Genomic DNA, 25,267 nt, shown 5'->3' on the forward strand with positions numbered 1-25,267 from the left:
TGGCCTCAGAGCCAGGGACCGAGGGCGGCCGCACCGGTGAGTCCGTGCGGCCGTCCCGCCAGGTAGGCCGCGACGTCGGGCCGGGGCCCGGCCGGGACGGCGTCCAACCCGCGCCGGGCCACGATCTCGGCGACGAGCTCGTCGAGGAAGTCCGCGGGCAGCGCCGCGAAGCCGATCCCGGTGGCGAGGTCCACGGCGTGGATCCACACCTCCCGCGCGCGCATCCAGAGGATCTCGGTGGCGGGCACCGTGCGTCCCTGCGCGGTGACCACCGGCGCCTGCCACGGCGCCTCGTCGAGACCGCCGAGGCCGCCCAGGTCGCCGGCCAGCGCCGCCGCCGACGAGTGCGCCCAGAAGCGCAGGTCCGCCGGCGCCCGCAGCGCGCCGGCGGCGATGTCGTCGGCACGCTGCTGGAGCGAGGCGTACATCGGCGTCTCGACACCGGTGGCCGCCCAGTGGACGAGGTTGCGCAGAGCGTCGGCGTTGGCCGCCACGTGGGCGACCAGGTGGGCGCGGGACCACCCGGGCAGCCCGCTCGGCGCGGCGTAGTCGTTCTCGCCCAGGTGGTCGACGGCGTCGAGGAAGAGCGAGGTGCCGTCCTGCATCCAGGTCAGCGCGGTCGCCGCCGCTCGCGCCATCAGCCCGCCTCGACCAGCGTGGTGCACGCGCCGAGACCGTCGATGGCCGCCACCACGGTCTGGCCCGGGCGCAGGTAGACCTGGGGGTCGCGGGCGTGGCCGACGCCGGCCGGGGTGCCGGTGGCGATCAGGTCGCCGGGGCGCAGCGTCGTGATCGTCGAGATGTACTGCACGAGCGCAACCGGGTCGAAGAGCAGCGTGCCGGTGTCGTCGGACTGCACGAGCTCGCCGTCGACCGTGGTCGAGACCCGGAGCGCGGGCCGGACGCCGCCGACCTCGTCGGGCGTGACCAGGTAGGGCCCGACCGGGGTGGAGGCCTCCCAGATCTTGCCCTGGGTCCACTCGATGGTGCGGAACTGCCAGTCGCGCATCGAGATGTCGTTCATGACCGTGAAGCCGGCGATCGCGGCCTCGGCCTCGCTCGCGGAGGCGCGGCGCACCTCCCGGCCGATCACGATGACCAGCTCGACCTCCCAGTCGATGTCGGACGACTCGGCCGGCGCCCGCAGGGGGTCACCGGCACCGATCAGGCTGTCGGCGAACTTGGTGAAGAGCGTCGGGTACGCCGGCAGCTCGCGCCCCATCTCCTTGATGTGGTTGGTGTAGTTGTGGCCGACGCAGATCACCTTCGCCGGGTTCGGTACGACGGGCGCGAAGTCGGCGTCCGCCACCGGCCAGGTGGTCGCGCCGCTCGTCGCGCCGGCCGGCGCCTCGGGGGATCCGGCGGCCAGGTAGGCGCCGAGGTCGGCGTACCCGAGGTCGACCAGGAGGTCGCCGTCGAGGCGGACCGCGCGGGTGCCGGTGGAGGTACGGAGGGTGGCGAGCTTCATCAGTCGTCCTTGCTGTGGGTCTGGGTGCGGTGGAGCCGGAGCGCCTCGAAGACGGGCGCGTCGGAGAAGCGGAAGAGGTCGAGGGCTCCGGAGTCGGAGTCGGACGCCCCGGCCTCGGAGCGGGCCGAGAACGGGAGCCACGAGGGGACGACGAACAGGTCGCCGCGGGTGACGGTCCAGGTGGCGTCGCCGACGGTGACCGTGCCGGAGCCGTCGAAGACCTGGTAGACCGACGACCCGGTCTCGCGCACCGGCGCGGTCTCGGTGCCGCGGGTGATCCGGTGCATCTCGGCGCGGATCGTGGGCAGCACGTCGCCCGCGGTGGCGGGGTCGGTGTAGCGGACGGCGGCGTGCCCGGGCGCGACGCAGCCGGCTTGGCCGTCGGTGGCCAGCGCGAGCTGGTCGGCCAGGGCCCGGTCGGTGTGCTCCCACTTGTAGGACAGCAGCGGCGTCCCGGGGCCGGTGGGCGTCGCCGCGAGCGGGCGCAGGCCGGGGTGGGCCCAGAGCCGCTCGGAGCGCGAGCGCTCGGGGGTGATCCGCTCGGCCTCGCTGATGGTGTCGCGGCCGAACTCGAAGAACTGGGCGTCGACGACGTACTGGAGGGGGATGTCGAGGCCGTCGATCCACGCCATCGGCTCGCTGGTGGCGTTGTGGTGGGCGTGCCAGTTCCAGCCGGCCTGGGGGAGGAAGTCGCCGCGGTTCATCGGGACGGCGTCGCCGCCGACGACCGTCCAGACCCCGGAGCCCTCGACGACGAACCGGAAGGCGTGCTGGGTGTGCCGGTGCTCGGGGGCGTCCTCGCCGGGCATGAGGTACTGGATCGCGGCCCACAGGGTCGGGGTCGCGAACGGGCGTCCGCCGAGGGCCGGGTTGGCCAGGGCGATCGCCCGGCGCTCGCCACCGCGGCCGACCGGGACCAGGTCGCCGGCCTGCTCGGCCAGCGCGCGCAGCGCCTGCCAGCGCCAGCGGTGCGGCACCGCGCGGGAGCGCGGGTGGGCCGGCATCAGGTCGCCGATCTCGGTCCAGAGCGGGACGAGCAGCTCGCTCTCGAAGCCGCGGTAGAGCTCGACGAGGGCGGGGCTGACGACCGGCTGGTCGGGGGACTCGACGGCGGCGATGTGGAGGGGGGAGGCCGCGGTGCTCATGCGTACGCCTGGACGTAGGTCTTGATCTCCTGGAACTCCCCGAGCGCCGCGACGCCGTTGAGCCGGCCGACGCCGGACTGCTTGAAGCCGCCCTCCTCGAAGAAGTCGGTGACCACCGCCCACGCGTTGGTCCAGACCGTGCCGGCCTCGAGCCGGCGGCCGACCCGGGCGGGTACGTCGACGTCCCGGCTCCAGATCGAGGCGGCCAGGCCGTAGTCGGTGGCGTTGGCGCGGGCGACCGCGTCGTCCTCGTCGGTGAACGTCTCGAAGGTGGCCACCGGGCCGAAGACCTCGTGCTGGACGATCGGCGCGGTGACGTCGCCGACGGCGAGCAGGCTGGGTTCGTAGAACGCCGTGCCCGCGCGCTGACCGCCGCGCAGCAGCGCGGTGGCCGAGCCGTCGTCGAGCGCGGCCTGGACGGTCGCGTCGACCCGGGCGGCGTTGGCGGCGTCGATCATGGCGCCCATCTGGCTGGCCGGGTCGGTGCCGGGGCCGACGGTGACCGCGGACAGCGACGCGACCAGGCGGCTCGCGAGCTCGTCGGCGATGTCGGCGTGGGCGAGGATCCGGCTGCCGGTCATGCAGAACTGGCCGGCGAAGGTCGTCACCGCCGCGGTGAGGGTCGGGACGACGACGTCGAGGTCGGCGTCGGGGAACACGATCATCGGCGACTTGCCGCCGAGCTCGAGCGAGACCCGCTTCAGCCGGGCCGCGGCGCCGGCCATGATGATCCGGCCGACCTGGGTGCTGCCGGTGTAGCTGATCACGTCGACGTCGGGCGAGGCGACGAGCAGCTCGGCCAGCGCCGAGCCGGACTCGGTGACGGAGTTGACGACGCCGGCCGGCAGGTCGGGGGTGTCGGCGAGGAGCTGGTGCAGCATGCCGTTGACCAGACCGGTCTGGGCGGGCAGCTTCATGGCGACCGTGCAGCCCGCGGCCAGAGCCGGCGCGAACGAGCGGACGGCCAGGACGACGGGGGAGTTCCACGGCACGATCACGCCGGCGACACCGGCGGCCTGGGGCACGCTGCGCTGGATCAGCCCGGGGGCGACCTCGGCCGCGCGGCCGGCCTCGGTCAGCGTCAGGGCGGCGTAGTAGCGCAGCTTGGGGATCGTCAGGCTGATCTCGAAGCCGGCCTCGGCGAGCGTCTTGCCGTTCTCGCGGGCCAGCGCCTCGATGAACGCCCCGGACCGCTGCTCCAGCAGGTCGGCCATCTGGAGCAGGACGCGGTGGCGCAGCGCGCGGTCGCGGGACCATTCGGTGCGGTCGAAGGCCGCGCGGGCCGCGGCGACGGCGGCGGCTGCGTCGTCGGCGCCGCCGTCGGCGAAGGTGCCGATCGGGGCGCCGGTGGCGGGATCGGTCGCCGTGCCGCTCGCGGCCGAGCCGACGAGCTCGCCGTTGATGTAGTGCAGTGCGGGGTCAGCCATGCGGTGGAACGTACGGACGCCTCGGGTCGGGCTCCCGCACCTTCCGTCATGCAGAATCCAGTGGCGCCTCGGCGTCGAGGTCGCGGGCCAGCCGGAGGGCGGTGTCCCAGAGCGCCGCGTGCAACCGGGGGTCGCGGACGCCGTCGGCCTCGGTCACGGGCAGCGAGACGGCGAGCCCCAGCCAGGGTGCTCGGGTGCGCGTGGGCACGGCGCAGCCGACCGCGACCAGGTCCACCTCGGTGCGGCGCAGGTTGTAGGCGACGCCCTCGTCACGGACCCGGGCGAGCTCGGCCTCGAGCGCCTCGAGCCGGGCCGGCGTCATGCTCTCGCCCTGGCGGGCGGCGTGGTGCCCGGTCAGCAGGGCGTGCAGGTCGGCGCGCGCGAGCTGGGCCAGCAGGGCCTTGCCGGACGAGGCCTCGACCGCGGGGAGCGTCGTACCGGTGCGCTCGGAGATGTGGTCGCCACGGGTGGCGACCACGGTGCGCAGGATGCGCACGGCACGGCCCTCCAGCGCCATCGCGCTCACGGTCGCGCCGGTCTCCTCGCGCAGCGTCGTCAGGTGGCGCTGGAGCAGGTCGTCGAGGTGGTCGGCCTCGCGCCGCGCGCCCAGCAGCCGCGGGCCGAGGCGGTAGCGGTGCGAGGCGTCCTGCTCGGCGAACCCGCGGTAGACGAGCGTCGAGAGGATCCGGTGGGCCGTCGAGGGCGACGTGCCGAGCAGCTCGGCGACGTCGGCGAGCCGGACGCTGTCGCGCTCCTGGAGCAGCATGATCACGCGCAGGGCCTTGTCGACCGATCCCACCGCGTAGGGAGGCTGCTTGACGACCTTGACCTGCCGCACGCTCGAACCCTACGTCAGCCGGCCGGCGGCGGCGCGCTGCTCCAGCAGCGCCCGCTCGCCCGCGTTGCGGGTACGACGGGCCGCCTCGGCGAACTCCGCCGCCGCCTCGTCGGCCCGCCCGGCGCGCGCGAGCAGGTCACCGCGGACGCTGGGCACCAGCGGGGAGTCGGGCAGCGCGTCCGGCGGCAGCGCCGCGAGCACGGCGAGGCCCGCGTCGGGGCCGGCCGCGCGGCCGTGGGCCACCGCCCGGTTGACCTCGACGACCGGGCCGGGCGCGGCCTGGGCCAGGACGTCGTACATGCGGGCGATGCGGGGCCAGTCGGTGTCGGACGGCGTGGTCGCCTTGGCGTGCTCGGCGGCGATGGCGGCCTGGACGACATACCGGCCGATGGGGACGCCGCGGGTGGCGATCGCCTCGGCCCGGCCGAGCGCGGCGAGACCGCGGCGGATCAGCAGGGCGTCCCAGCGGTCGCGGTCCTGGTCGTCGAGCAGGACCGGCCGGCCGGCGGCGTCGGTGCGCGCGGACAGCCGGGAGCCCTGGAGCTCGAGGAGCGCCTGGAGGCCGTGCACCTCGGGCTCGTCGGGCGCCAGCTCGGCGAGCATCCGGGCCAGCCGGATCGCCTCGGCGGCGAGGTCCGGGCGGACCCACTCGTCGCCGGAGGTGGCGGCGTACCCCTCGTTGAAGACGAGGTAGACGACCGCCATCACGTCGTCGAGCCGCGCGGTCCGGTCGGCGCCGGTGGGCATCTCGAGCTGGGCGCCGGAGGCGGTCAGCGTGCGCTTGGCCCGCGAGATCCGCTGGCCCATGGTCGCGTCGGGGACCAGGAAGCCGCGGGCGATCTCGGTCGTGGTCAGGCCGCCGACCATCCGCAGGGTCAGGGCCGCGCGGGACTCGGGGGTGAGTGCCGGGTGGCAGCACAGGAACATCAGGCGCAGGACGTCGTCCTCGATGTGGTCGACGTGCGCGTCCAGGTCGGGCATGGGGTCCGCCTCTCCGGCGGTCCGCTCGAGCTCCTCGGTCTTGCGCCGCAGCGTGTCGGCGCGCCGGAAGGCGTCGATGGCCCGCCGCTTGGCCGTCGTCATCAGCCACGCTGCCGGGTTGGCCGGGACGCCCGTGTCCGGCCACTGCTCGAGCGCGGTCACGAAGGCGTCCTGGGCGAGGTCCTCGGCCAGGGAGACGTCCCGGGTCAGCCGGGTCAGCGCCGCGATGAGCAGCGGCGCCTCCCGGCGCCAGACCTCGACGACGGCGTCGGACGGGCTGACCTCGGGCATGAGGCCAGCCTAGGGCGGGTCCTGGGAGCGCCGGGTCCGCAGGGACCCGGCACTCCGCGGTCTCACTCGCTGGGCGGGGGACCCTCGGAGACCTGGCGCAGGGTGATCACCAGCTCCTGCTCGGGCCAGTGCTCGACGTGGAGCTGCGCCATCTCGCGCATGTTCTCCACGGCGTCCTCCTCGTTCTCGAACTGCAGGAGCGCCCAGCCGCCGACGACCTCCTTGGCCTCGGCGTAGGGACCGTCGACGCGGGTCATCTCACCCTTGCGGATGACGAAGTTGACCGCGTCCTCGGTCCCGAAGAGACCGCCACCGTCGAGGAAGCTCCCGTTGGCGGCGGACTTGGCGATGAACACGTCCATCGCGTCCATCAGCGCCTGCGGCGGGGGCTCGGTGATGCCCTCGGCCATCTTCACCAGACCCATGTAGCGCGTCATGCGGATCAGTCCTTCGTTCGTAGGTTCGTGCTGCTGTCGAACCTACGTCGAACGACGGTCGCCGCTTTCGACACGAGCCGGAAAAGAAATTCTCAGACGTTGCGGCGGTACTGCCCGCCCACCTCGAAGAAGGCCTCGGTGACCTGGCCCAGCGAGCACACCCGGGCGGCGTCCATGAGGACGGCGAACACGTTGTCGCCGTTGACGGCCGCCTGCTTGAGCCGGGCGAGCGCCTCGTCGGCGGCGCTGCTGTGGGCCGCCTGGTAGTCGCGGACCCGGCTCAGCTGGGACTGCTTCTCGCCGTCGGTCGCCCGGGCCAGCTCGAGGACGACGGGGGTCTCGTCGCCGCCGGGCTTGCGGAAGGTGTTGACGCCGATGATCGGCAGCGTGCCGTCGTGCTTCTGGTGCTCGTAGAGCATCGACTCGTCCTGGATCCGGCCGCGCTGGTAGCCGGTCTCCATCGCGCCGAGGACGCCGCCGCGCTCGGAGATCCGGTCGAACTCGGCGAGCACGGCCTCCTCGACGAGGTCGGTGAGCTGGTCGATGACGTACGAGCCCTGGACGGGGTTCTCGTTCATCGCCAGGCCCCACTCGCGGTTGATGATGAGCTGGATCGCGAGCGCCCGGCGCACCGACTCGTCGGTCGGGGTGGTGACCGCCTCGTCGAAGGCGTTGGTGTGGAGCGAGTTGGCGTTGTCGTAGATCGCGATGAGCGCCTGGAGCGTGGTGCGGATGTCGTTGAAGTCCATCTCCTGCGCGTGCAGTGAGCGGCCCGACGTCTGCACGTGGTACTTCAGCTTCTGGGAGCGCTCGTTGGCGCCGTAGCGCTCCTTCATCGCCACCGCCCAGATCCGGCGGGCGACCCGGCCGATCACGGAGTACTCCGGGTCCATGCCGTTGGAGAAGAAGAACGACAGGTTGGGCGCGAAGTCGTCGATGTCCATGCCCCGCGCGAGGTAGGACTCGACGTACGTGAAGCCGTTGGCGAGCGTGAACGCGAGCTGGCTGATGGGGTTCGCCCCGGCCTCGGCGATGTGGTAGCCGGAGATCGAGACCGAGTAGAAGTTGCGGACCTGCTGCTGGATGAACCACTCCTGGATGTCGGCCATGCAGCGCAGCGAGAACTCCGTGGAGAACAGGCAGGTGTTCTGGCCCTGGTCCTCCTTGAGGATGTCGGCCTGGACCGTGCCGCGCACGGTCTTGAGCGCCTCGGCGGGGTCGATGCCGCGCTCGCGGGCCTGGTCCATCACGGTGTTGAGGAAGAACGCCAGCACGGTCGGGGCCGGGCCGTTGATCGTCATCGAGACCGACGTCGTGGGGGAGAGCAGGTCGAAGCCGTCGTAGAGCGCCTTCATGTCGTCGAGCGTGGCGACCGAGACGCCGGACGTGCCGACCTTGCCGTAGATGTCGGGGCGCTCGTCGGGGTCGCGGCCGTAGAGGGTGACCGAGTCGAAGGCGGTGGACAGGCGGGTCGCGGGCTGGCCCTCGGAGAGCAGCTTGAACCGCTTGTTGGTGCGGAACGGGTCGCCCTCGCCGGCGAACATGCGGGCCGGGTCCTCGTCGGCGCGCTTGAACGGGAAGACGCCGGCGGTGAAGGGGAACCTGCCCGGCAGGTTCTCGCGCCGCCAGTAGCGGACCAGCTCGCCGTGGTCGTCGTACTGGGGGACGGCGACGCGGGGGATCCGGTTGCCGGACAGGGAGATCCGGCCGTTCTGGGCGGTGTCCTCCTGGTAGGCCTCGACCGTGGCGGGCCAGGACGCGACCTGCTCGACGACCTCGCGGGGGAGGTCGCGCTCGGCCTGGGCGGCGAGCTCGGCGACCTCGGCGACCTCGACCTCGGCGGCGACCGCGGCGAACCGCTGCGCGCGACGGGCCTGGGCGACCAGCGTGTCGGTCTCGGCGTGGTAGTCGCGGACGGAGCCGGCGATCTCGGCCAGGTAGCGCACCCGCTCGGGCGGCAGCACCTGCTGGATGCGGGTCGAGCTCTTGGTCGTGACCGGCGCGAGGTGGCCCTCGGCGACGGCCAGGCCCTGGTCGGCGAGCAGGCCGCGCAGGTGCTGGTAGAGCGCGGTGACGCCGTCGTCGTCGAAGGTCGCGGCGGAGGTGCCGTAGACCGGCATGTCGGTCGGCTGCTTGCCGAAGGCCTCGCGGTTGCGGACGAGCTGGCGGCCCACGTCGCGCAGCGCGTCGGCCGCACCGCGGCGCTCGAACTTGTTGATCGCGACGACGTCGGCGAAGTCGAGCATGTCGATCTTCTCGAGCTGGGAGGCGGCGCCGAACTCGGGCGTCATGACGTAGAGCGAGACGTCGCAGAACGGCACGATCGCCGCATCGCCCTGGCCGATGCCGGGGGTCTCGATGACGACGAGGTCGAAGCCGGCCGCCTTGAGCACGGTGAGCACGTCGGTGAGGTGCTCGGGCACCTCGTGCGCGCCGCGGGTCGCGAGGCTGCGGAAGTAGACCCGGTCGCGGTCCCACTGGGTGCCGGTGGTGGTGCCGAGGTCGAGGCTGTTCATCCGGATCCGGTCGCCGAGCAGCGCGCCGCCGCCCTTGCGCCGGGTGGGGTCGACGGCGACGACCGCGACCCGGACCTTGTCCTCCTGGTCGGTACGCAGCCGCCGGACGAGCTCGTCGGTGAGGCTGGACTTGCCGGAGCCGCCGGTGCCCGTGATCCCCAGCACCGGTACGACGCGCGCCGCGGCCGTCGCGCGCAGCTCGTCGAGCAGCGCCGCGTCGAGCCGGCCGGTCTCGGCGCCGGTGATCGCCCGGGCGACGGCGGCACGGTCGCCGCTGACCACCTGGGCCGCGGTGACCGGTCCGACCTCCCAGAGGTCGGTGTCGCAGGCCTCGACGACGGAGTTGACCATGCCCGGCAGGCCCATCCGCTGGCCGTCCTCGGGCGAGAAGATGATGACGCCGGACTCGCGGAGCCGGGCGATCTCGTCGGGGACGATGACGCCGCCCCCGCCGCCGACGACCTGGACGTGGTCGGCGCCGCGCTCACGCAGCAGCTGGACGAGGTACTCGAAGTACTCCACGTGCCCGCCCTGGTACGACGACACGGCGATGCCCTGGGCGTCCTCCTCGATCGCGGCGTCGACCACCTCGGCGACCGAGCGGTTGTGCCCGAGGTGGACGACCTCGCACCCCTGGCTCTGGAAGATGCGCCGCATGATGTTGATCGAGGCGTCGTGCCCGTCGAAGAGGCTCGACGCGGTCACCAGGCGAACCGGGTGCTTGGGCGTGTGCAGCGTGGTCTCGGCCATGTGGGTGTCGTCCCTCCAAAGTCCTTGGACTTCCAATAGTAGGACGTCCTAGTAAATCTAGGAAGCCCGCGCGGAGGGCGCGACGGTGTGACCCGCGCGACAGGGGGTGGATGCCCTAGGGTCTGCCCCATGTCCGACCCGCGGCTCCCCTTCGACCCGATCGATCGCGCCGGCGACCTGTGGGAGCGACACTTCGGCGACGCGAGCGCGATGCGGCTCGCGACCTCGGTGATGCGCGTCCAGCAGCTGATGATCGCCGCGCTCGACGCGGCGCTGAAGCCGTTCGGGCTGACCTTCTCGCGCTACGAGGTGCTCGTGCTGCTGCTGTTCAGCAAGAGCGGGTCGCTGCCGCTGAGCAAGATCGGGGAGCGGCTGATGGTGCACCCGACCTCGGTCACGAGCGCCATCGACCGGCTCGAGGCCCAGGGCTTCGTCGAGCGGGTCCCCGACGAGGACGACCGCCGTCGTACGCTCGCGCGGCTCACGCCCGAGGGCCGGGCCACGGTCCGCCGGGCGACCAAGGCGGTGACCGCGATCGACTTCGCGATCACCGGGCTCGACGAGGGCCAGCAGGCGGACGCCTACGGGCTGCTGCGCCAGGTGCGCCAGGCGTCCGGTGACTTCCCGGAGCAGGCGCCCGATCAGTAGACCGTGATCCGCAGGGCCCGCATCTTCGCGTAGAGCGTGGTCCGCGAGATCCCGAGTGCCTGGGCGGCGCGCACCTTGTTGCCGTCGTGCTCGCGCAGCGCCTCGACGATGACCGTCCGCTCGGCGCGGTCGATCGGGGCGAGGTGCCGGCTGGGCTCCTGGGTGCGATAGGCCTCGGGCAGCTCGTCGACGATGACGGCGCCCGTGCGCTGGCGTCGTACGACGTGCTCGACGACGGCGCGCAGCTCGCGCAGGTTGCCGGGCCAGGGCTGCGAGGACAGCGCGCTGAGGGCGCCGGGCGTGAAGTGCAGCGAGGAGTCGGCGCCGAGCTCGGCGAGCATCGCCCGGACCAGCTCGGGGATCTCGTGGGGCCGGCTGGCCAGCGGCGTGAGGAGGCGGCGCTCGGTGCACTCGCCGGCGAGCGCGGCGGCCCGCCCGGTGAGTCCTTCGAGCGGGCCGCAGACGAGCACCAGGCGGGGGGCGCGCTGCTCGGCGACGTGCGAGGCGACGAGGTCGACCAGGTCGTCGGGCAGCAGGTCGACGCCGTCGACGCAGACCGTGCCCTGGCCGGCCCGCAGCAGCGCGCCGAAGTCGCGCGCCCACGCCTCGGAGCCGTCGAGCAGCGCGGACGCCGCGCTGAGCACGGTGACCGGCTGGGTGTCGGCGAGCCGGCGCGCGGTGGTCGAGCGACCGGAGCCGGGCGGTCCGGAGACGAGGACCGGCAGGTGGGTCACCGGTACGTCGGCCACGGGCCGCCGCGGCCGCGGCTCGCGGTGCGGCTCGACGTGGAGCAGCGCCCCGCCGCGCGTACCGCCCACCCGGGTGGCCTCGACGCGCACGGCCAGGCCGGACTCCAGGGTCAGGTCGATCGCGGCCTCGTCGCGCACGTCGGTGGCGAGCATCCGCAGCAGGGCCACGTCGGTCGAGCCGAGCAGGTCGGTGGCGGCCTGGTTGGACATGAGCAGGTCGTGCCCGATCGCGAGGACCGCGCGCCGCCGGGCGCCCGCGGCCTGGAAGGCGGCGAGGAGCTGCTTGTCGGAGACCCGGCTGCCGTCGAGCAGGCGCTGCTCGATGTCGGCGACGGCGCGGGCGACCAGCGGCGGCAGCAGCGGGCTGGCGTCCTCCATCAGCGCGGAGATGTCGAGGACGCCCTCGATCCGCCGCGTCGTCGGGTGGAAGATCGGGTGGCCGTAGCAGCTGAACCGGCGCAGCGGCACCGCGAAGTGCTCGCGGCCGTTGACGGTGATGCTCGTGCGGGTCTCGAGCACGGTGCCGAGCGCGTTGGTGCCGACGGCCTCCTCGAGCAGCGAGGCGCCGACGTCGACGCCGAGGTTGTCGAAGGCCCGGCGCGAGCCGTTGTCGCCGCACCAGCGCTGGGCGACGCGCCCGTCGCGGTCGACCAGCAGCGTGCAGAACATGGTGCCCTCGAGCTGCTCGTTGAGCTCGTCGAGCACGGGCGAGGCCGCGGCCTGGAGCGGACCGGAGTGGTCGACGTCGGCGTACGTCAGGTGGTCGAGCGCCGAGCTGGGGTTGAGCCCGGCCAGCTCGGCCCGGCGCCACGACAGCGCGATCGGGTCGCGGAGGGCATCGGTCTCCGTCGTCACGCGTCACTCCCTGGGTCGTGGGTCTCGCCCGCAGCGGCGCACACCCTGTGGCCGCGGTCACAGTATGCGGAGGAGGGTTGGTACCGGGTTGTCCAGTTTCTGAACACTCGGCCGGGGCCGGTCTTGCGAGCGTGTCGGGCATCACGTCCGAGCCGTCACCGCCCCACAGGAGAACCCGATGAAGACCAAGGCCGCAGTCGTCTACGAGACCGGCAAGCCGATCGTGATCGAGGAGCTCACCCTCGACAAGCCGCGTGAGGGCGAGGTGCTCATCCGCTACACGCACGCCGGTCTGTGCCACTCCGACGTCCACATCGCCCACGGCGACCTGGAGGCCCGGCTGCCGATGGTCCTGGGCCACGAGGGCGCCGGCATCATCGAGGAGGTCGGCCCCGGCGTCACCCGGGTCAAGGTGGGCGACCACGTGGTGTGCTCGTTCATCCCCAACTGCGGCACGTGTCGCTACTGCGCCAACGGCCAGCAGTCGATCTGCGACATGGGCGCCACGATCCTCGACGGCTACCTGCCCGGCGAGCGCTTCCCGATCACCGGCCCCGCCGGTCAGTACGGCGCGATGTGCATGCTCGGCACGTTCAGCCAGTACGGCGTGATCCACCAGAACTCCTGCGTCAAGGTGGACGACGACCTCCCGCTCGAGAAGGCCGTGCTGGTCGGCTGCGGCGTTCCCACCGGCTGGGGTGCCGCGGTCAACACCGCCGAGGTCAAGGCCGGCGAGACCGTGGTCGTCATGGGCATCGGCGGCATCGGCATCAACGCCGTCCAGGGCGCGGCCCTGGCCGGCGCCAAGAACGTCATCGCGATCGACCCGCTCGCCAACAAGCGCGAGAAGGCGATGGAGCTGGGCGCCACGCACGCGTTCGAGTCCGCCGAGCTCGCGATGGAGACGATCACCAACCTGACCCGCGGCCAGATGGCCGACTCGGCGATCCTCACGCCCGGCCTGATGACCTCCGAGATCGTCTCCGACGGCTTCAACGCGGTCGGCAAGGGCGGCAAGGTCGTGCTGACCGGGCTCAACAAGCTGGAGGAGACGAACATCCAGCTGCCCGGCTCGATCCTCACGCTCTTCCGCAAGGAGCTGCGCGGCAGCCTCTTCGGCGACTGCAACCCGACCGTCGACATCCCGCGGATCCTCGGGCTCTACCAGTCCGGCGACCTCAAGCTGGACGAGATCCTCACCCGTACCTACACCCTCGACGAGGTCAACGAGGGGTACGACGACCTCCTCAACGGCAAGAACGTCCGCGGCGTCGTCGTCCACGAGCACTGAGCGTCGAGGACCGATGACTGCTGTGCTCGCGGCGCTCGCCGTCGTCGACCGCGCGCGGGAGACCGAGCTCCTCGAGGCGGCGTTGGCCAGTGGCGCCCACGTCGTCCTCGAGGGGCCGCCCGGTACCGGCAAGACCACCTTGCTGCGCCGGGTCGCCGCCGGCCGGGACCGCTCGTTCGCCCTCGTCGAGGGCAATGCCGAGCTGACCCCGGCCCGGCTGGTCGGCCACTTCGACCCGGCCCTCGTGCTGAGCCGGGGCTACCAGCCGGACGTCTTCGTCGACGGCCCGCTGCTCACCGCGATGCGCGAGGGCGGCCTGCTGTACGTCGAGGAGCTCAACCGGGTGCCCGAGGAGACCCTCAACACCCTGCTCACGGTGATGTCCGAGCGCGAGATCGCCGTCCCCCGGCTGGGCACGGTCCGCGCGGCCCCGGGCTTCGCGGTCGTCGCCGCGATGAACCCGTACGACGCCGTCGGCACCGCCCGCGTGTCGTCCGCCGTCTACGACCGCACCTGCCGGATCGCGATGGGCTACCAGTCCGCCGAGGCGGAGGGCCAGATCCTCGCCCAGCGCGCGCCGGTGCCCTCCGACGACTGGCGCGACCGGGCGGTCGCGCTGGTCCGGGCCACCCGCGAGCACCCCGAGCTGCGGGTCGGCTCGTCGGTGCGCGGCACGATCGACCTGGCCGGCATCAACCACCAGCTCGCCCGGGCCCGCGGCGTCGCCGAGGGCCACTGGGCCACCGGCCTGGACGCCGCGCTGGTGGCGCTCAGCGGGCGGGTCCGGGTGGACGAGTCGTCGACCCGGCGGCCCGAGGAGGTCATCACCGACCTCTACGTCGCACACTTCGGCGCCGACCCGGAGTCCTCCTCGGACGCCGGTGCGGAGGAGGAGCCCCGCTCGGGGGAAGCCTGAGCCCGCCCCCTGCGGGGGCGGGCGGCACCCCACCGACACCTCCGCCCGGCTCCCGCCGGGGCCGACCCGAGCGCACCAACGGTCGCGCGGAGCTGTCCCGCAACCCGCGCTTCGAGGAGCTCTCGCCCGAGGTGGGCGAGCTCGACGTCGAGGCCGTCGAGGCGGCCGTCGCCGAGGACCCGGACGACGTCCTGCCGCTGCTCGCGCTGATGAGCCGTGCGACCGACCCGGCCCTGCGCGCGCGGGTCCAGGCCCTCGTGCCACGGCTCGTGCTCGAACGCGCGCGCAGCGGTCCGCACGGGCGCATCGGCGCCGGCCGGCTGCGCCCGGCCCGCGCCGACCGCGGCGGCGACCTCGACCTCGACGCCTCGCTGGAGGCCGTCGCGGTGGCCCGCGGCGAGGGCCGTCCGCCGTCCCTCGACGAGCTCACCGCCTCGGTGTGGGAGCGACCGGCGACCGCGCTGTGCCTGCTCGTCGACCGCTCCGGCTCGATGGACGGGCACCGCCTGGCGACCGCCGCCATGGCCGCCGCGGCGTGCGCGCTGCGCGCCGCCGAGTCCGGGGGCGAGCTCGCCGTCGTCGCCTTCGACCGCCGGGCCGAGCCCGTCGTCGCCCTCGGGACGCCGAGCCCGGTGCGTCGTACCGTCGAACGGGTGCTGGGCCTGCGCGGGCACGGCATGACCTCGCTCGACGCCGCCCTGCGCGCCGCGCGCGAGCAGCTCGCCGGTGCCCGGGCCCGGCGCCGGATCACCGTGCTGCTCTCGGACTGCCGGGTCACCGACGACATCGACCCGCTGCCCGCCGCCCGCGGTCTCGACGAGCTGCTCGTCGTCGCGCCCGCCTCGGACGACGACGAGGCGCGCCGCTTCGCCCGCGAGGCCGGCGCCCGGATGGCGTCGCTCGACGCCCTCGCCGACCTGCCCGCCGTGCTCGACCGGCTGCTCGCGCCCTAGCGGGCGAATGTCCAGAACCTGAACACCCCCGCAGCGCCTGGGCCACGACGCTCGGCGCTACCGATCGTCATCCCCACGGAGGAACCATGACCGACCTGCTCGTCCCCACCGACCACGCCGTGCTCCCCGAGGTGCGCGACTGGCTCGCCCGCCCCAAGGGCCTGTTCATCGGCGGCTCCTGGGTGGACGCCGCCTCCGGCCGCACGTTCGAGACCCGCGACCCGGCCACCGGCCAGGTGCTGACCCAGGTCGCCCACGGCGAGGCCGAGGACGTCGACCGCGCGGTCCGCGCCGCCCGCAAGGCCTTCGAGGGCGAGTGGGCGCTCTGGACGCCGGCCCAGCGCCAGCGCCTGCTGTTCAAGATCGGCGAGGCGATCTACGACCACGCCGAGGAGCTCGCCCAGCTGGAGTCGCTCGACAACGGCAAGTCCGCCGCCGTCGCGCAGGCCGTCGACATCACCTGGGTCGCCGAGCTCTTCCAGTACTACGCCGGCTGGGCCACCAAGATCGAGGGCCGCACGCTGCCCGTGTCGGTCCCGTGGGCCCCCGGCGCCCAGTGGCACGCCTACACGCTGCGCGAGCCGGTCGGCGTCTGCGGCGCGATCGTGCCGTGGAACTTCCCGCTGCTCATGGCCGCCTTCAAGGTGCCGGTCGCGCTCACCTGCGGCAACACCGTCGTCCTCAAGCCCGCCGAGGACACCCCGCTCACCGCGCTGCGCCTCGCCGAGATCATGGCCGAGTGCGGCCTGCCGGACGGCGTCTTCAACGTCATCACCGGGTACGGCGAGGCCGGCGCCGCGCTCGCCGCGCACGACGACGTCGACAAGATCGCCTTCACCGGCTCGACCGAGGTCGGCAAGCTCATCGTCGACGCCGCCAAGGGCAACCTCAAGAAGGTCTCGCTCGAGCTCGGCGGCAAGAGCCCCCAGGTCGTCTACGCCGACGCCGACCTCGACCTCGCCATCCCCGGTACCGCCTCGGGCTTCCTGTTCAACCAGGGCCAGACCTGCACCAGCGGCACCCGGCTCCTCGTCGAGGACCGGATCTTCGACGAGTTCACCCAGGGCGTCGCCGAGGTCGCCGCCGCCAGCAAGGTCGGCCCCGGCCTCGACCCCACCACCGAGGTCGGCCCGCTCGTCTCGCAGACCCAGCTCGACCGGGTGCTCGGCTACGTCGACCAGGGGCTGCGCGACGGCGCCCGCGCCCTCACCGGCGGCCGCCGCCGCGGGGACGCCGGCTACTACGTCGAGCCCACCGTGCTCGTCGACGTCGACTCCTCGTTCAGCGTCTACCGCGAGGAGATCTTCGGTCCGGTCGTCGTCGCCACCCCGTTCAACGCCGAGCGCGGCGTGGCCGCGGCGGCCAACGACACGCCGTACGGGCTGGCGGCGTCGGTGTGGACGCGCGACGTGAGCAAGGCGCACCGCACCGCGCGCCAGATCAAGGCCGGCACGGTCTGGATCAACTGCCACAACGCGTTCGACACCGCGATGCCCTTCGGCGGCTACAAGCAGTCCGGCTGGGGACGCGAGCTCGGCGCCTCGGCGATCGACGCCTACACCGAGCAGAAGTCGGTCAACGCGCTGCTGACCTGAGCCCCACCTCGCCCTCGTTCGGGGGTGTCGTGAGGAGCCCCCGAACGAGGAGAGTGGAGATCATGAGCACCACCCTGAGCACGGCCCGCGACCTGCTGCGCACGCTGCGCACCGACCGCGCCGCGGCGGTCGCCGCCTTCACCTGGCCCGACGTCGGGCCGGCGTTCAACTTCGTGCACGACTGGTTCGACGGCTTCGCCCGGGACAACGACCAGCCCGGGCTCGTGATCGTCGAGGAGGACGGCGCCCGCTCGTCGTACTCCTTCGGGGAGCTGGTCACCCGCTCCGAGCAGGTCGCCGCCCACCTCGCCGCCCAGGGCATCGGCCGCGGCGACGCCGTCGTCGTGATGCTCGGCAACCAGGTCGAGCTGTGGGAGTCGATGCTCGCGCTCATCCGCCTCGGTGCGGTGATCATGCCGACCACGACCGCCGTCGGCACCGCCGAGCTGGTCGACCGGTTGGAGCGCGGCGCGGCCCGGGCGGTCATCTGCAACGCCGCCGACGCCGCCAAGTTCGACGAGGTGCCCGGCGCGCCGGTGCGGCTGGTCGTCGGTTCTGCCGACCTCGCCGGCTGGCTGCCGTACGCCGCGGCGTACGACCTCGCGCCGGCCTCGGTGGCGCACCCGGGCAACGCCAGCGACGACCGGCTGCTGCTCTACTTCACCTCCGGCACGACTTCGCGGCCCAAGCTCGTCGAGCACACCCACGTCTCGTACCCGGTCGGGCACCTGTCGACGATGTACTGGCTCGGCCTCCAGGCCGGCGACGTGCACCTCAACATCTCCAGCCCCGGCTGGGCCAAGCACGCCTGGTCGAACTTCTTCGCGCCGTGGCTCGCCGAGGCGACGGTCTTCGTCTACAACTACGCGCGCTTCGACGCCGCCGCGCTGCTCGGGCAGATCCGGGCCGAGGGCGTGACCACCTTCTGCGCCCCGCCGACCGTGTGGCGGATGCTCATCAACGCCGACCTCTCCGCCGGCCCCGGCGTCCTGCGCGAGGCCATCGCCGCCGGCGAACCCCTCAACCCCGAGGTGATCAGCCAGGTCGAGAAGCACTGGGGCCTGACCATCCGCGACGGCTTCGGCCAGACCGAGATGACCGCCTGCATCGCCAACACCCCCGGCCAACCGGTGGTTCCGGGCGCGATGGGACATCCGCTGCCCGGCCTGCCCGTCGTGCTCGTCGACCCGCTCGCGGGCACGGTCGTCGACGGTGTCGGCGAGGGCGAGCTCTGCCTCGACCTCGCCGCCCGCCCGCTGCCGCTGATGACCGGCTACCAGGGCGACGCGGTCCGCAACGCCGAGGCCATGGCCGGCGGTTTCTACCACACCGGCGACGTCGCCTCACGCGACGCGGACGGCTGCATCACCTACATCGGGCGCACCGACGACGTCTTCAAGGCCTCCGACTACAAGATCAGCCCCTTCGAGCTCGAGAGCGTCCTCATCGAGCACCCGGCGGTCGCCGAGGCGGCCGTCGTACCGGCTCCGGACCCGGTGCGCCTCGCCGTACCGAAGGCCTATGTGGCGCTGGTGCCGGGGTTCGAGGCGACGGCGGAGACCGCGGAGTCGATCCTGCGGTACGCGCGAGAGCACCTCGCGCCGTACCTGCGGGTGCGGCGGGTGGAGTTCTACGAGCTGCCCAAGACCATCTCGGGGAAGATCCGGCGGGTCGAGCTGCGGCAGCGGGAGACGGCGCTGGATGTCGAGGGGGCCCGGGCCGCGGGGGAGTTCCGCGACGAGGACTTCCCGGGGCTGCGGGGCTGATCCCGCTCACCCCACGAGGTGCTCCGGTCGCTGGCGCGAAGTGCGCCGGTTGCTGGCGCGAGGTGCGCCGGTTGCTGGCGCGAGGTGCGCCGGTTGCTGGCGCGAGGTGTGGCCTCTCTTGGGTGACAGCCGTGCCTCGGTCCAGCAGCTGCCGTACTTCGGTGCAGCAACCGGCGTACTTCGTGGTGTCGGAAGAGAGGTCAGCCGTAGGTGTAGAAGCCGCGGCCGGTCTTGCGGCCGAGCAGGCCGGCCTCGACCATCCGGGCCAGGAGCGGCGGGGCGGCGTAGAGCGGCTCCTTGAACTCCTCGTAGAGCGACTCGGCGACGGCCTTGGTGGTGTCGAGGCCGATCAGGTCCGCCAGGGCGAGGGGGCCCTGGGGGTGGGCGGCACCGAGGACGAGGCCCTGGTCGATGTCCTCGGCGGTGGCGAAGCCCGACTCGAGCATCCGGATCGCGGAGAGGATGAACGGGATCAGCAGGGCGTTGACGACGAAGCCGGCGCGGTCCTGGCAGTCGATGGCGTTCTTGCCGAGGTCGTCCTGGACGAAGGCGCGGGCGCGCTCGGTGGTCTCGGCGTCGGTCATCAGCGAGGGCACGAGCTCGACGAGCTTGAGCACCGGCACCGGGTTGAAGAAGTGGACGCCGAGCACGTGGCTCGGGCGCTTCGTGGCGACCGCGAGCTTCATGATCGGGATCGACGAGGTGTTGGACGCGAGGATGGCGTCGGGGCTGGTGACGATCTCGTCGAGGCGGCGGAAGAGGTCGGTCTTGGCGGCCTCGTCCTCGACGATGGCCTCGATGACGATGTCGCGGTCGGCCAGTTCGGTGAGGTCGTCGACCACCCGGATCCGGTCCAGTACGGCGGCCGCCGACTCGATCTTGCCGCGGCTCTCCGCGCGCTCGAGCGAGCTCGTCAGGCGCTGACGGGCGTTCTCGACGGCGGCCGCGGACGACTCGACGACGACCACGTCCTTGCCGGCGCGGGCGTTGACCTCGGCGATGCCCGACCCCATCAGGCCGCCGCCCACCACGCCGACCCGTTCGATGCCCGTCATCTGGTTCTCCCTCCGCAGGCGCGCCTCGTGCGCACCCGTGCTGATTTACTTGGACGTCCTAGCAAAACCTAGGGGTGACCCGTCGGTAGCACCACGTGAAGCAGGTCACCGGTCAGGGCGTCGGCGGTCCGCTCGACCATGGCGAGGACGGCGCGGAAGCCGGCGTCGCCGCCGTAGTACGGGTCGGGCACCTCGCCGGTGCCCTCGGGGTCGAAGTCGCGGAAGAGGCGGACCCGGGTCGGGTCGGCGGGGCCGAGGGCCTGGAGGCCGGCCAGGTTGTCGTCGTCCATGGCGAGCAGGAGGTCGTGCTCGTCGAGCCAGGCGGGGAGCACCTGCTGGGCGCGGTGCCGGCTGGCGTCGTACCCCTCGGCGGTGAGGAGGGCGGCGGCGCGGTGGTCCATCGGCTCGCCGGCGTGCCAGCCGCGGGTGCCGGCGCTGACCACCTCGACGATGTCATCCAGGCCGGCGTCGGCGACGCGGGCGGACAGCACGACGTCGGCCATGGGGGAGCGGCAGATGTTGCCGAGGCAGACGAGGGCGATGCGGTAGCTCCCCGGCGTCCGGGGCGGCGGTACGACGCTCACCGGGACGTCAGTCGTCGACGCCGACCAGGGCGTCGAGGAACCACGTCGTGATGCTGATGATGATCGAGCCCCAGAACGCCGCCCAGAAGCCGCTGACGTGGAACCCGATGTCGACCAGGCCCGCCAGCCACGCGGTGAACCGCAGCAGCAGCGCGTTGAGGATGATCAGGAACAGCCCCAGCGTCACCAGGATGAACGGGATCGACAGGAACGTGAGGACCGGCTTCACCCACGCCGTGACCACGCACGAGATGAGCGCGACCAGCAGCAGCGGGAGGATCTTGTCCTCGAGCTCGGCGCGACCGGAGTCCGCGCCCTCGAACCAGATGCCGCCGAGGAGCTGCGCCGCGACCGCGAGCGCGGCGGCCGTGATCGCCCAGCGGGAGAGGAAGGCCAGCATGCGGCCATCCTTGCAGAGACGCGGCTGACGGCGTCCCAGGGCGGGCTAGCGCAGGTCGAGCGCGTCGATGACCTCGACCTCGGCGTCGGCGATGTGCTGGCGCAGGAAGGCGTACGCCCCGCCGGCGCCGTCGATCCGGCCGGCCTCGAGCAGGGTCACCAGCCCCTCGTGGGACTCGGCCTCGTCGTGGGCGTTGCGGCGGATCCGGTCGACCTGGGCGAGGGCGAGCTTGAGCTCGTCCATCAGCGCCTCGGCCATCTGGACCAGGCGCGGGCTGCCGGTCAGCTCGACCAGCGAGACGTGGAAGGACAGGTGGCGCTCGTTGAGCTCCTCGTACGACGCCCGCCCGCCGCGGACCGCGCTCGTGTAGGCCTCGAGCGTGTCCCGGACCCGCTGGCGCTGCTGGTCGTCGGCGCTGGTCCAGGCCTGCACCCCGGCCCCTTCGAGCACCCAGCGCGCCCGGCACACGTCGCGCACCGAGTCGGCCCGCGGCGTGGCGACCGCGACCCCGCGGTGCGGCTCGCGGGTGGCGAGCCCCTCGGCGACCAGGACCGACAGCGCCTCGCGCACCGTGGGCCGCGAGACGCCCAGCGACTCGGCCAGCGCGATCTCGCGCAGCGGCGTACCGCTCTCGAGCTCGCCCTCGAACACCGCGCGGCGCAGCTCGGCCGCGACCCGGGACACCGTCGAGGCGTGCTCGACGCTGAGCGTCGCGAAGCGGCCCTGGGGCGCGGAGGACGGTGCGGCCATGGGTTCATTGTGCCGGGGGAGCCGCGGGATACGGTGTGGTCGTCCCCTCCGACCGACCCCCGCAGGAGGCCCGGGTGCCCGGACCGACGCCCAGCCAGCCCGGCTGGTACCCCGACGCCGACGGCAACCAGCGCTGGTACGACGGCAACGCCTGGACCGACCACGTCCGGACGGACCCCTCGGCACCGGCCACGCCTGGTGCGCCTGCTGCGCCCGTCGGTGGGGAGACGGTCGCCGTACCGCCGGCCGGCGGCGACCCGGGGACGCCGGAACCGACCGCGGTGCTGCCGCCCCTGCCGCCCGGACCACCGCCGGGCTACGCGCCGTACGCGCCGGGGCCGGGGCCGGGTCCGGGACTGGGACTGGGTGCGCCCTCGCTCGAGGTCGGCGGTGGCAAGGGACTGCGGATCGCGATCGCCGTGCTCGGCGTCGTCCTGCTCCTGGCGATCGTGGTCGTCGGCGGCATCGTGCTGCTCGGCAAGGACGACGGCGACAAGAACAAGGACGAGAAGGTCAGCGAGGACACCTCCACCACCACGGACGGGCCGACCGACGCGCCGTCGACCTCGCTCGACCTGCCGACGATCAACCCGTCGGACTTCCCGACCGAGTTCCCGAGCGGGCTGCCGACCGACCTGCCGAGCATCCCGTTCCCGACGAAGCTGCCGAGCGAGTTCCCGACCGGCCTGCTGCCGGACGACTTCCCGACGAACCCGTCCGAGCTGGAGTCGTGGTTCAGCGAGTTCCTCGAGCAGGTGAGCCCGCGGTGAGCCTGCCTCCGCCGCCGCCCGGGCCTCCGCCTCCGCCTCCCTCGGGGCCTCCACCGCCGCCCGGGCCGCCGCCGTCGTTCGCGCCGCCCCTTCCTCCAGGTCAAGGCCCGGCCAAGGGCAAGGGTCTGTGGATCGGGCTCGGGATCGTCGGCGTCCTCGCTCTCGTGGGCGTGGTCGTGGGTCTGGTCCTGGTCCTGACCGGCGGTAACGACGGCGACGACCGTGGCGACCGCGGTGACCGGGACGACCGGAACAGCAGCGCCCGATCCCCGGAGGACGTCGTCGACGACGTCCTCGATGCCGCCGAGGACGGCGACTGCGCCGCGGCCGAGAAGCTCCTCACCGAGACCGCCCGGGCGGCCCGGCCGTGCGAGAGCGACGAGTTCCAGCTGCTGTCGGCCGAGGACGTCGACGCCGAGGTCGGCCGGGGGAGCATCGACGGCTCGACGGCGACCGTACCGGTGCGGTTCACCAGCCCCGAGGGCTCGACGGACTACCTCTTCAGCCTGGATCAGGTCGACGGCGCCTGGCGGGTCGCGTCCTACGCGGCCGGCCGCTCGACCGGCGCGCCGAGCACCCCCAGCAGCCCGAGTGCCTCCAGCAGCCCGAGCGCGACGGCCACGGGTACGCCGAGCGGCACCAGCACCGCGTCCGCCGTGCCCAACGAGCCGGCGGCCGTGGTCGAGGCCTTCCTCGATGCGGCGTTCGCCGGCGACTGCGCGACCGCCGAGGAGCTGGTGACCAAGGCGTACCTCAAGGCCAACGGCCGCTGCGCCAACGACGCGATCCCCACCGAGCTCGGCAACCAGGTCACCTACGACGTCGGCAAGGCGAGTGTCGACCAGGCCCGCGGTACGGCGAGCGTCGCGGTCGAGATCACCGCCTATGGCAAGAGCCAGGAGACGGCCGTCAAGCTCGTCCAGGAGGACGGTCGCTGGCTGATCGACCGGGCCGGCGACCAGACCGGCTGAACGGATTTCGCGCAACCGGTGGAGCGGACCGGGCCGCGCTCCTAGGCTGAGGCCATGACGCAGCCCCCGCCGTACGGTGTCCCGCCGCAGCCCGGCGTCCCGCAGGGCTACCCGCAGCAGCCGGCCCCGCCGCCGGCGTACCTCGGGGGCGGTCAGCCGGGTCACCCCGGACAGCCGGGCTACCCCCCGGCCGGCTACGGCGTCCCGACCGGCCCGGGCCTGCCGCCCCCGCCGGCCAGCGCGAAGCGCACGATCGGGTTCACCATGGGCCTGCTCACGGCGATCGCGCTCATCGGGTTCGTCGTGGTCGTCGCGATCATCACCGCCGGCTGAGGCGATCCGCTCCGCGGCGCCCCGCGGCGCTCCGGCCCGGCGGCGGGCCTCCGCTCGCGTGACATGATGCGGCCCGGTCCGCGCTGCCCGCAGGCTGCTCGCCGTCTCGAGGAGTGAATCCGCATGCCCGACCCGAACCAGCCCCCGTCCCCGCCGGGTGGTACGCCGACGGGCTGGGCGGTCAGCGCTGGTGGGACGGCACCGGGTGGACCGAGCACACCCAGCCCCCGCCGCCGCAGCAGCCTCCGCCGCCCCCGGCGCCCCCGGCGCCCCCGGCGCCCCCGGCGCCCCCGGCGCCGCTGCCCCTGGCACCGCAGCCCCCCGCCTCCGGCAGCAACAAGACCCTCGTCGTGCTCCTCGGCGCCGGCGGCGGCGCGCTCGTCCTGCTGGTCCTGGCCGTCGTCCTGGTCCGGGGCCTGACCGGTGGCGGACCGGAGGCTGTCGCCGAGGACTACCTGCAGGCGCAGTTCGAGAGCGACTACGGCAAGGTCTGCGAGCTGACCGCCGAGGACGCCCGGCAAGCCCTCCTCGACCTCCGCGACGCCGACGACTGCGGCGAGCTCGCCGAGAGCACCGCGAAGGACGAGGAGGAGGCGGCCGAGGACTACGAGGACCAGCTCGACCTGTCCTTCGACGAGATCCGCGGCAACTTCGACCAGGAGGTCGAGATCACCGACGTCGACGAGCGCGGCGACGACGAGGTGGTCGTGTCGGTACGCCAGACCACGGACTACAAGGGGGACGATGCCTTCCTCGACGAGGTCCTGGAGGGCGAGAGCCACCACAGCCGGAGGTTCGACATGCTCCTGGTCGAGGAGGACGGCGACTGGAAGGTCGCCGAGCCCGAGTACAGCGGCAACTAGGGAGTCACGATGAGGTCCTTCACCGCAGTCGTCACGGTCCTGCTCGCCACCCTGCTGGCGCCGTTCGCGATCGGCGCCACCTGGGTGACCGAGCGCGTCGACGACCGCCAGGCGTACGTCGACACGGTCGGCGACCTCTCCGACGACGCCGTCGTGCAGCAGGTGCTCGCCGACGCCGCGGCCGACGCGGCGGTCAAGGGCCTGCAGAAGCACATCCCCGTCGGCCTGCCGAGCGCCGTGCGCGAGTGGGCCCGGGCGGCGGCGCTCAAGGTGGTGCGCAGCCCGGACTTCCCGACGTTCTGGCGCCAGGCCAATGCCGACCTCCACCAGCAGGTGCTGGCGATCCTCGACGACCCGGACGCGGCGACCGAGGGCTCGATCACCGTCGACGCGAGCCCGCTGGTGGCGCAGGTGCTGCTCCAGCTCGAGGACCGGGGGATCCCGGTCGGGCTGCTGCCCACGATCCCGCTCGACGTCCCGGTCGAGGCCAAGGCCAAGGTGGCCGAGGCCGGTCCGGCGTACCGGGCCGCCGACCGGGTCAACCGGCTGCTGCCGATCGCCTGGGCGGCGCTGGTGCTGCTCGGCCTCGCCGTTGCGCACGGGTGGCGCGGCCGGGTGCGGACCGCCGGCTTCGCCCTGCTGGGCGCGGCGCTGGCCGCCGTCGTCGTCCTGCTCGCCGTGGACCCGGCGACCACCGCCGCGCTCGACCAGGTCGACGCGAGCCGCCGGGAGCTGGTGGGCGTCATGCTCGATGCGGTGGTGGGCTCACTGGCGCCCTATGCGCGTGGGTTCCTGGTCGCCGCTCCCGTCGGGCTGGTCCTGGTCGGGCTCTCGCTGTGGCCGCGGCGCGAGCGGGCCGCCGCGGAGCCCTACCCCTACCCGCACCCGCAGGAGCAGTACTGACCGGTCGGGGCG

24 protein-coding genes are annotated in these 25,267 nt (G+C 73.3%); 11 read left to right on the plus strand and 13 right to left on the minus strand.

Going from position 1 to position 25,267, the window contains the following annotated elements; all coding sequences use genetic code 11:
* Positions 1-5 precede the first annotated feature (5 nt).
* The 8 genes from CCO04_RS03365 to icmF all read right to left on the minus strand — a co-directional run bounded on the left by CCO04_RS03365 (position 6) and on the right by icmF (position 9,853).
* On the minus strand, positions 6-638 hold the full coding sequence (locus CCO04_RS03365) for a maleylpyruvate isomerase family mycothiol-dependent enzyme (protein WP_215812665.1): 633 nt from the start codon (positions 636-638) through the stop codon (positions 6-8).
* The gene (locus tag CCO04_RS03370) at positions 638-1,468 is read right to left on the minus strand and encodes a fumarylacetoacetate hydrolase family protein (protein ID WP_215812666.1); all 831 of its coding nucleotides are present in this window, start codon (positions 1,466-1,468) and stop codon (positions 638-640) included. The genes CCO04_RS03365 and CCO04_RS03370 overlap by 1 nt, the downstream gene beginning before the upstream one ends.
* Positions 1,468-2,613: a cupin domain-containing protein gene (locus tag CCO04_RS03375; protein WP_215812667.1), complete on the minus strand. Its 1,146-nt coding sequence runs from the start codon at positions 2,611-2,613 to the stop codon at positions 1,468-1,470. Before CCO04_RS03375 ends, CCO04_RS03370 begins: the two co-directional genes overlap by 1 nt.
* Positions 2,610-4,040 carry an aldehyde dehydrogenase family protein gene (locus CCO04_RS03380; protein ID WP_215812668.1) on the minus strand — a complete coding sequence of 477 codons (1,431 nt, stop codon included), beginning with the start codon at positions 4,038-4,040 and terminating at the stop codon, positions 2,610-2,612. The genes CCO04_RS03375 and CCO04_RS03380 overlap by 4 nt, the downstream gene beginning before the upstream one ends.
* 46 nt (positions 4,041-4,086) lie before the next feature.
* Positions 4,087-4,878, minus strand: a complete 792-nt coding sequence (locus tag CCO04_RS29620; RefSeq protein WP_215812669.1) for an IclR family transcriptional regulator — start codon at positions 4,876-4,878, stop codon at positions 4,087-4,089.
* A 9-nt stretch (positions 4,879-4,887) separates the two neighbouring features.
* Positions 4,888-6,150: an RNA polymerase sigma factor gene (locus tag CCO04_RS03390; RefSeq protein WP_215812670.1), complete on the minus strand. Its 1,263-nt coding sequence runs from the start codon at positions 6,148-6,150 to the stop codon at positions 4,888-4,890.
* 62 nt (positions 6,151-6,212) lie between these two features.
* Positions 6,213-6,587, minus strand: a complete 375-nt coding sequence (locus tag CCO04_RS03395; RefSeq protein WP_215812671.1) for a YciI family protein — start codon at positions 6,585-6,587, stop codon at positions 6,213-6,215.
* A gap of 92 nt (positions 6,588-6,679) precedes the next feature.
* Positions 6,680-9,853: a fused isobutyryl-CoA mutase/GTPase IcmF gene (gene icmF, locus CCO04_RS03400; RefSeq protein WP_215812672.1), complete on the minus strand. Its 3,174-nt coding sequence runs from the start codon at positions 9,851-9,853 to the stop codon at positions 6,680-6,682.
* Between the two features lie 129 nt (positions 9,854-9,982).
* Here icmF and CCO04_RS03405 point away from each other — a divergent pair, with 129 nt between their 5' ends.
* Entirely contained in the window at positions 9,983-10,501 is a 519-nt protein-coding gene (locus CCO04_RS03405; protein WP_215812673.1) for a MarR family winged helix-turn-helix transcriptional regulator, read from the plus strand.
* On the opposite strand, the gene CCO04_RS29625 is transcribed toward CCO04_RS03405, so the two are convergent.
* Entirely contained in the window at positions 10,495-12,105 is a 1,611-nt protein-coding gene (locus tag CCO04_RS29625) for a helix-turn-helix domain-containing protein (protein WP_215812674.1), read from the minus strand. The genes CCO04_RS03405 and CCO04_RS29625 overlap by 7 nt on opposite strands.
* 178 nt (positions 12,106-12,283) lie before the next feature.
* Between CCO04_RS29625 and CCO04_RS03415 the strand changes: the two genes are divergently transcribed.
* The 5 genes from CCO04_RS03415 (at position 12,284) to CCO04_RS03435 (ending at position 18,626) form a co-directional block, all read left to right on the plus strand.
* Complete coding sequence (locus CCO04_RS03415) at positions 12,284-13,396, plus strand: NDMA-dependent alcohol dehydrogenase (protein WP_215812675.1); 1,113 nt, start codon at positions 12,284-12,286, stop codon at positions 13,394-13,396.
* A 13-nt stretch (positions 13,397-13,409) separates the two neighbouring features.
* Positions 13,410-14,312, plus strand: a complete 903-nt coding sequence (locus CCO04_RS03420) for a MoxR family ATPase (RefSeq protein ID WP_215812676.1) — start codon at positions 13,410-13,412, stop codon at positions 14,310-14,312.
* Between the two features lie 131 nt (positions 14,313-14,443).
* Entirely contained in the window at positions 14,444-15,265 is an 822-nt protein-coding gene (locus CCO04_RS03425; RefSeq protein WP_215812677.1) for a VWA domain-containing protein, read from the plus strand.
* 86 nt (positions 15,266-15,351) lie between these two features.
* Positions 15,352-16,860, plus strand: coding sequence for an aldehyde dehydrogenase family protein (locus tag CCO04_RS03430; protein WP_215812678.1), 1,509 nt, complete (start codon positions 15,352-15,354; stop codon positions 16,858-16,860).
* A gap of 62 nt (positions 16,861-16,922) precedes the next feature.
* Positions 16,923-18,626, plus strand: a complete 1,704-nt coding sequence (locus CCO04_RS03435) for an AMP-binding protein (protein ID WP_215812679.1) — start codon at positions 16,923-16,925, stop codon at positions 18,624-18,626.
* A 200-nt stretch (positions 18,627-18,826) separates the two neighbouring features.
* On the opposite strand, the gene CCO04_RS03440 is transcribed toward CCO04_RS03435, so the two are convergent.
* The 4 genes from CCO04_RS03440 to CCO04_RS03455 form a co-directional block, all read right to left on the minus strand.
* Entirely contained in the window at positions 18,827-19,681 is an 855-nt protein-coding gene (locus tag CCO04_RS03440; protein WP_215812680.1) for a 3-hydroxybutyryl-CoA dehydrogenase, read from the minus strand.
* A 68-nt stretch (positions 19,682-19,749) separates the two neighbouring features.
* Positions 19,750-20,265: a low molecular weight protein-tyrosine-phosphatase gene (locus CCO04_RS03445; protein WP_308281113.1), complete on the minus strand. Its 516-nt coding sequence runs from the start codon at positions 20,263-20,265 to the stop codon at positions 19,750-19,752.
* A gap of 7 nt (positions 20,266-20,272) precedes the next feature.
* A complete protein-coding gene (locus CCO04_RS03450; protein ID WP_215812681.1) occupies positions 20,273-20,665 on the minus strand; it encodes a phage holin family protein in 393 nt (130 codons plus the stop codon).
* A 45-nt stretch (positions 20,666-20,710) separates the two neighbouring features.
* Entirely contained in the window at positions 20,711-21,415 is a 705-nt protein-coding gene (locus CCO04_RS03455) for a GntR family transcriptional regulator (RefSeq protein WP_215812682.1), read from the minus strand.
* Between the two features lie 74 nt (positions 21,416-21,489).
* Here CCO04_RS03455 and CCO04_RS03460 point away from each other — a divergent pair, with 74 nt between their 5' ends.
* From CCO04_RS03460 to CCO04_RS03480, 5 genes are all read left to right on the plus strand, one after another.
* Positions 21,490-22,185: a DUF2510 domain-containing protein gene (locus tag CCO04_RS03460; RefSeq protein WP_215812683.1), complete on the plus strand. Its 696-nt coding sequence runs from the start codon at positions 21,490-21,492 to the stop codon at positions 22,183-22,185.
* A 164-nt stretch (positions 22,186-22,349) separates the two neighbouring features.
* On the plus strand, positions 22,350-23,156 hold the full coding sequence (locus CCO04_RS03465) for a DUF3828 domain-containing protein (protein WP_215812684.1): 807 nt from the start codon (positions 22,350-22,352) through the stop codon (positions 23,154-23,156).
* Between the two features lie 54 nt (positions 23,157-23,210).
* Positions 23,211-23,489 (plus strand): hypothetical protein, encoded by a 279-nt coding sequence (locus tag CCO04_RS03470; RefSeq protein WP_215812685.1) that lies wholly within the window; start codon positions 23,211-23,213, stop codon positions 23,487-23,489.
* Positions 23,490-23,602: 113 nt separating this feature from the next.
* Complete coding sequence (locus tag CCO04_RS03475; protein WP_215812686.1) at positions 23,603-24,352, plus strand: DUF2510 domain-containing protein; 750 nt, start codon at positions 23,603-23,605, stop codon at positions 24,350-24,352.
* 9 nt (positions 24,353-24,361) lie between these two features.
* Complete coding sequence (locus CCO04_RS03480) at positions 24,362-25,255, plus strand: hypothetical protein (protein ID WP_215812687.1); 894 nt, start codon at positions 24,362-24,364, stop codon at positions 25,253-25,255.
* Positions 25,256-25,267: the final 12 nt, after the last annotated feature.

This window comes from Pimelobacter sp. 30-1 (genome assembly GCF_018831735.1).
Lineage (GTDB): Bacteria > Actinomycetota > Actinomycetes > Propionibacteriales > Nocardioidaceae > Nocardioides.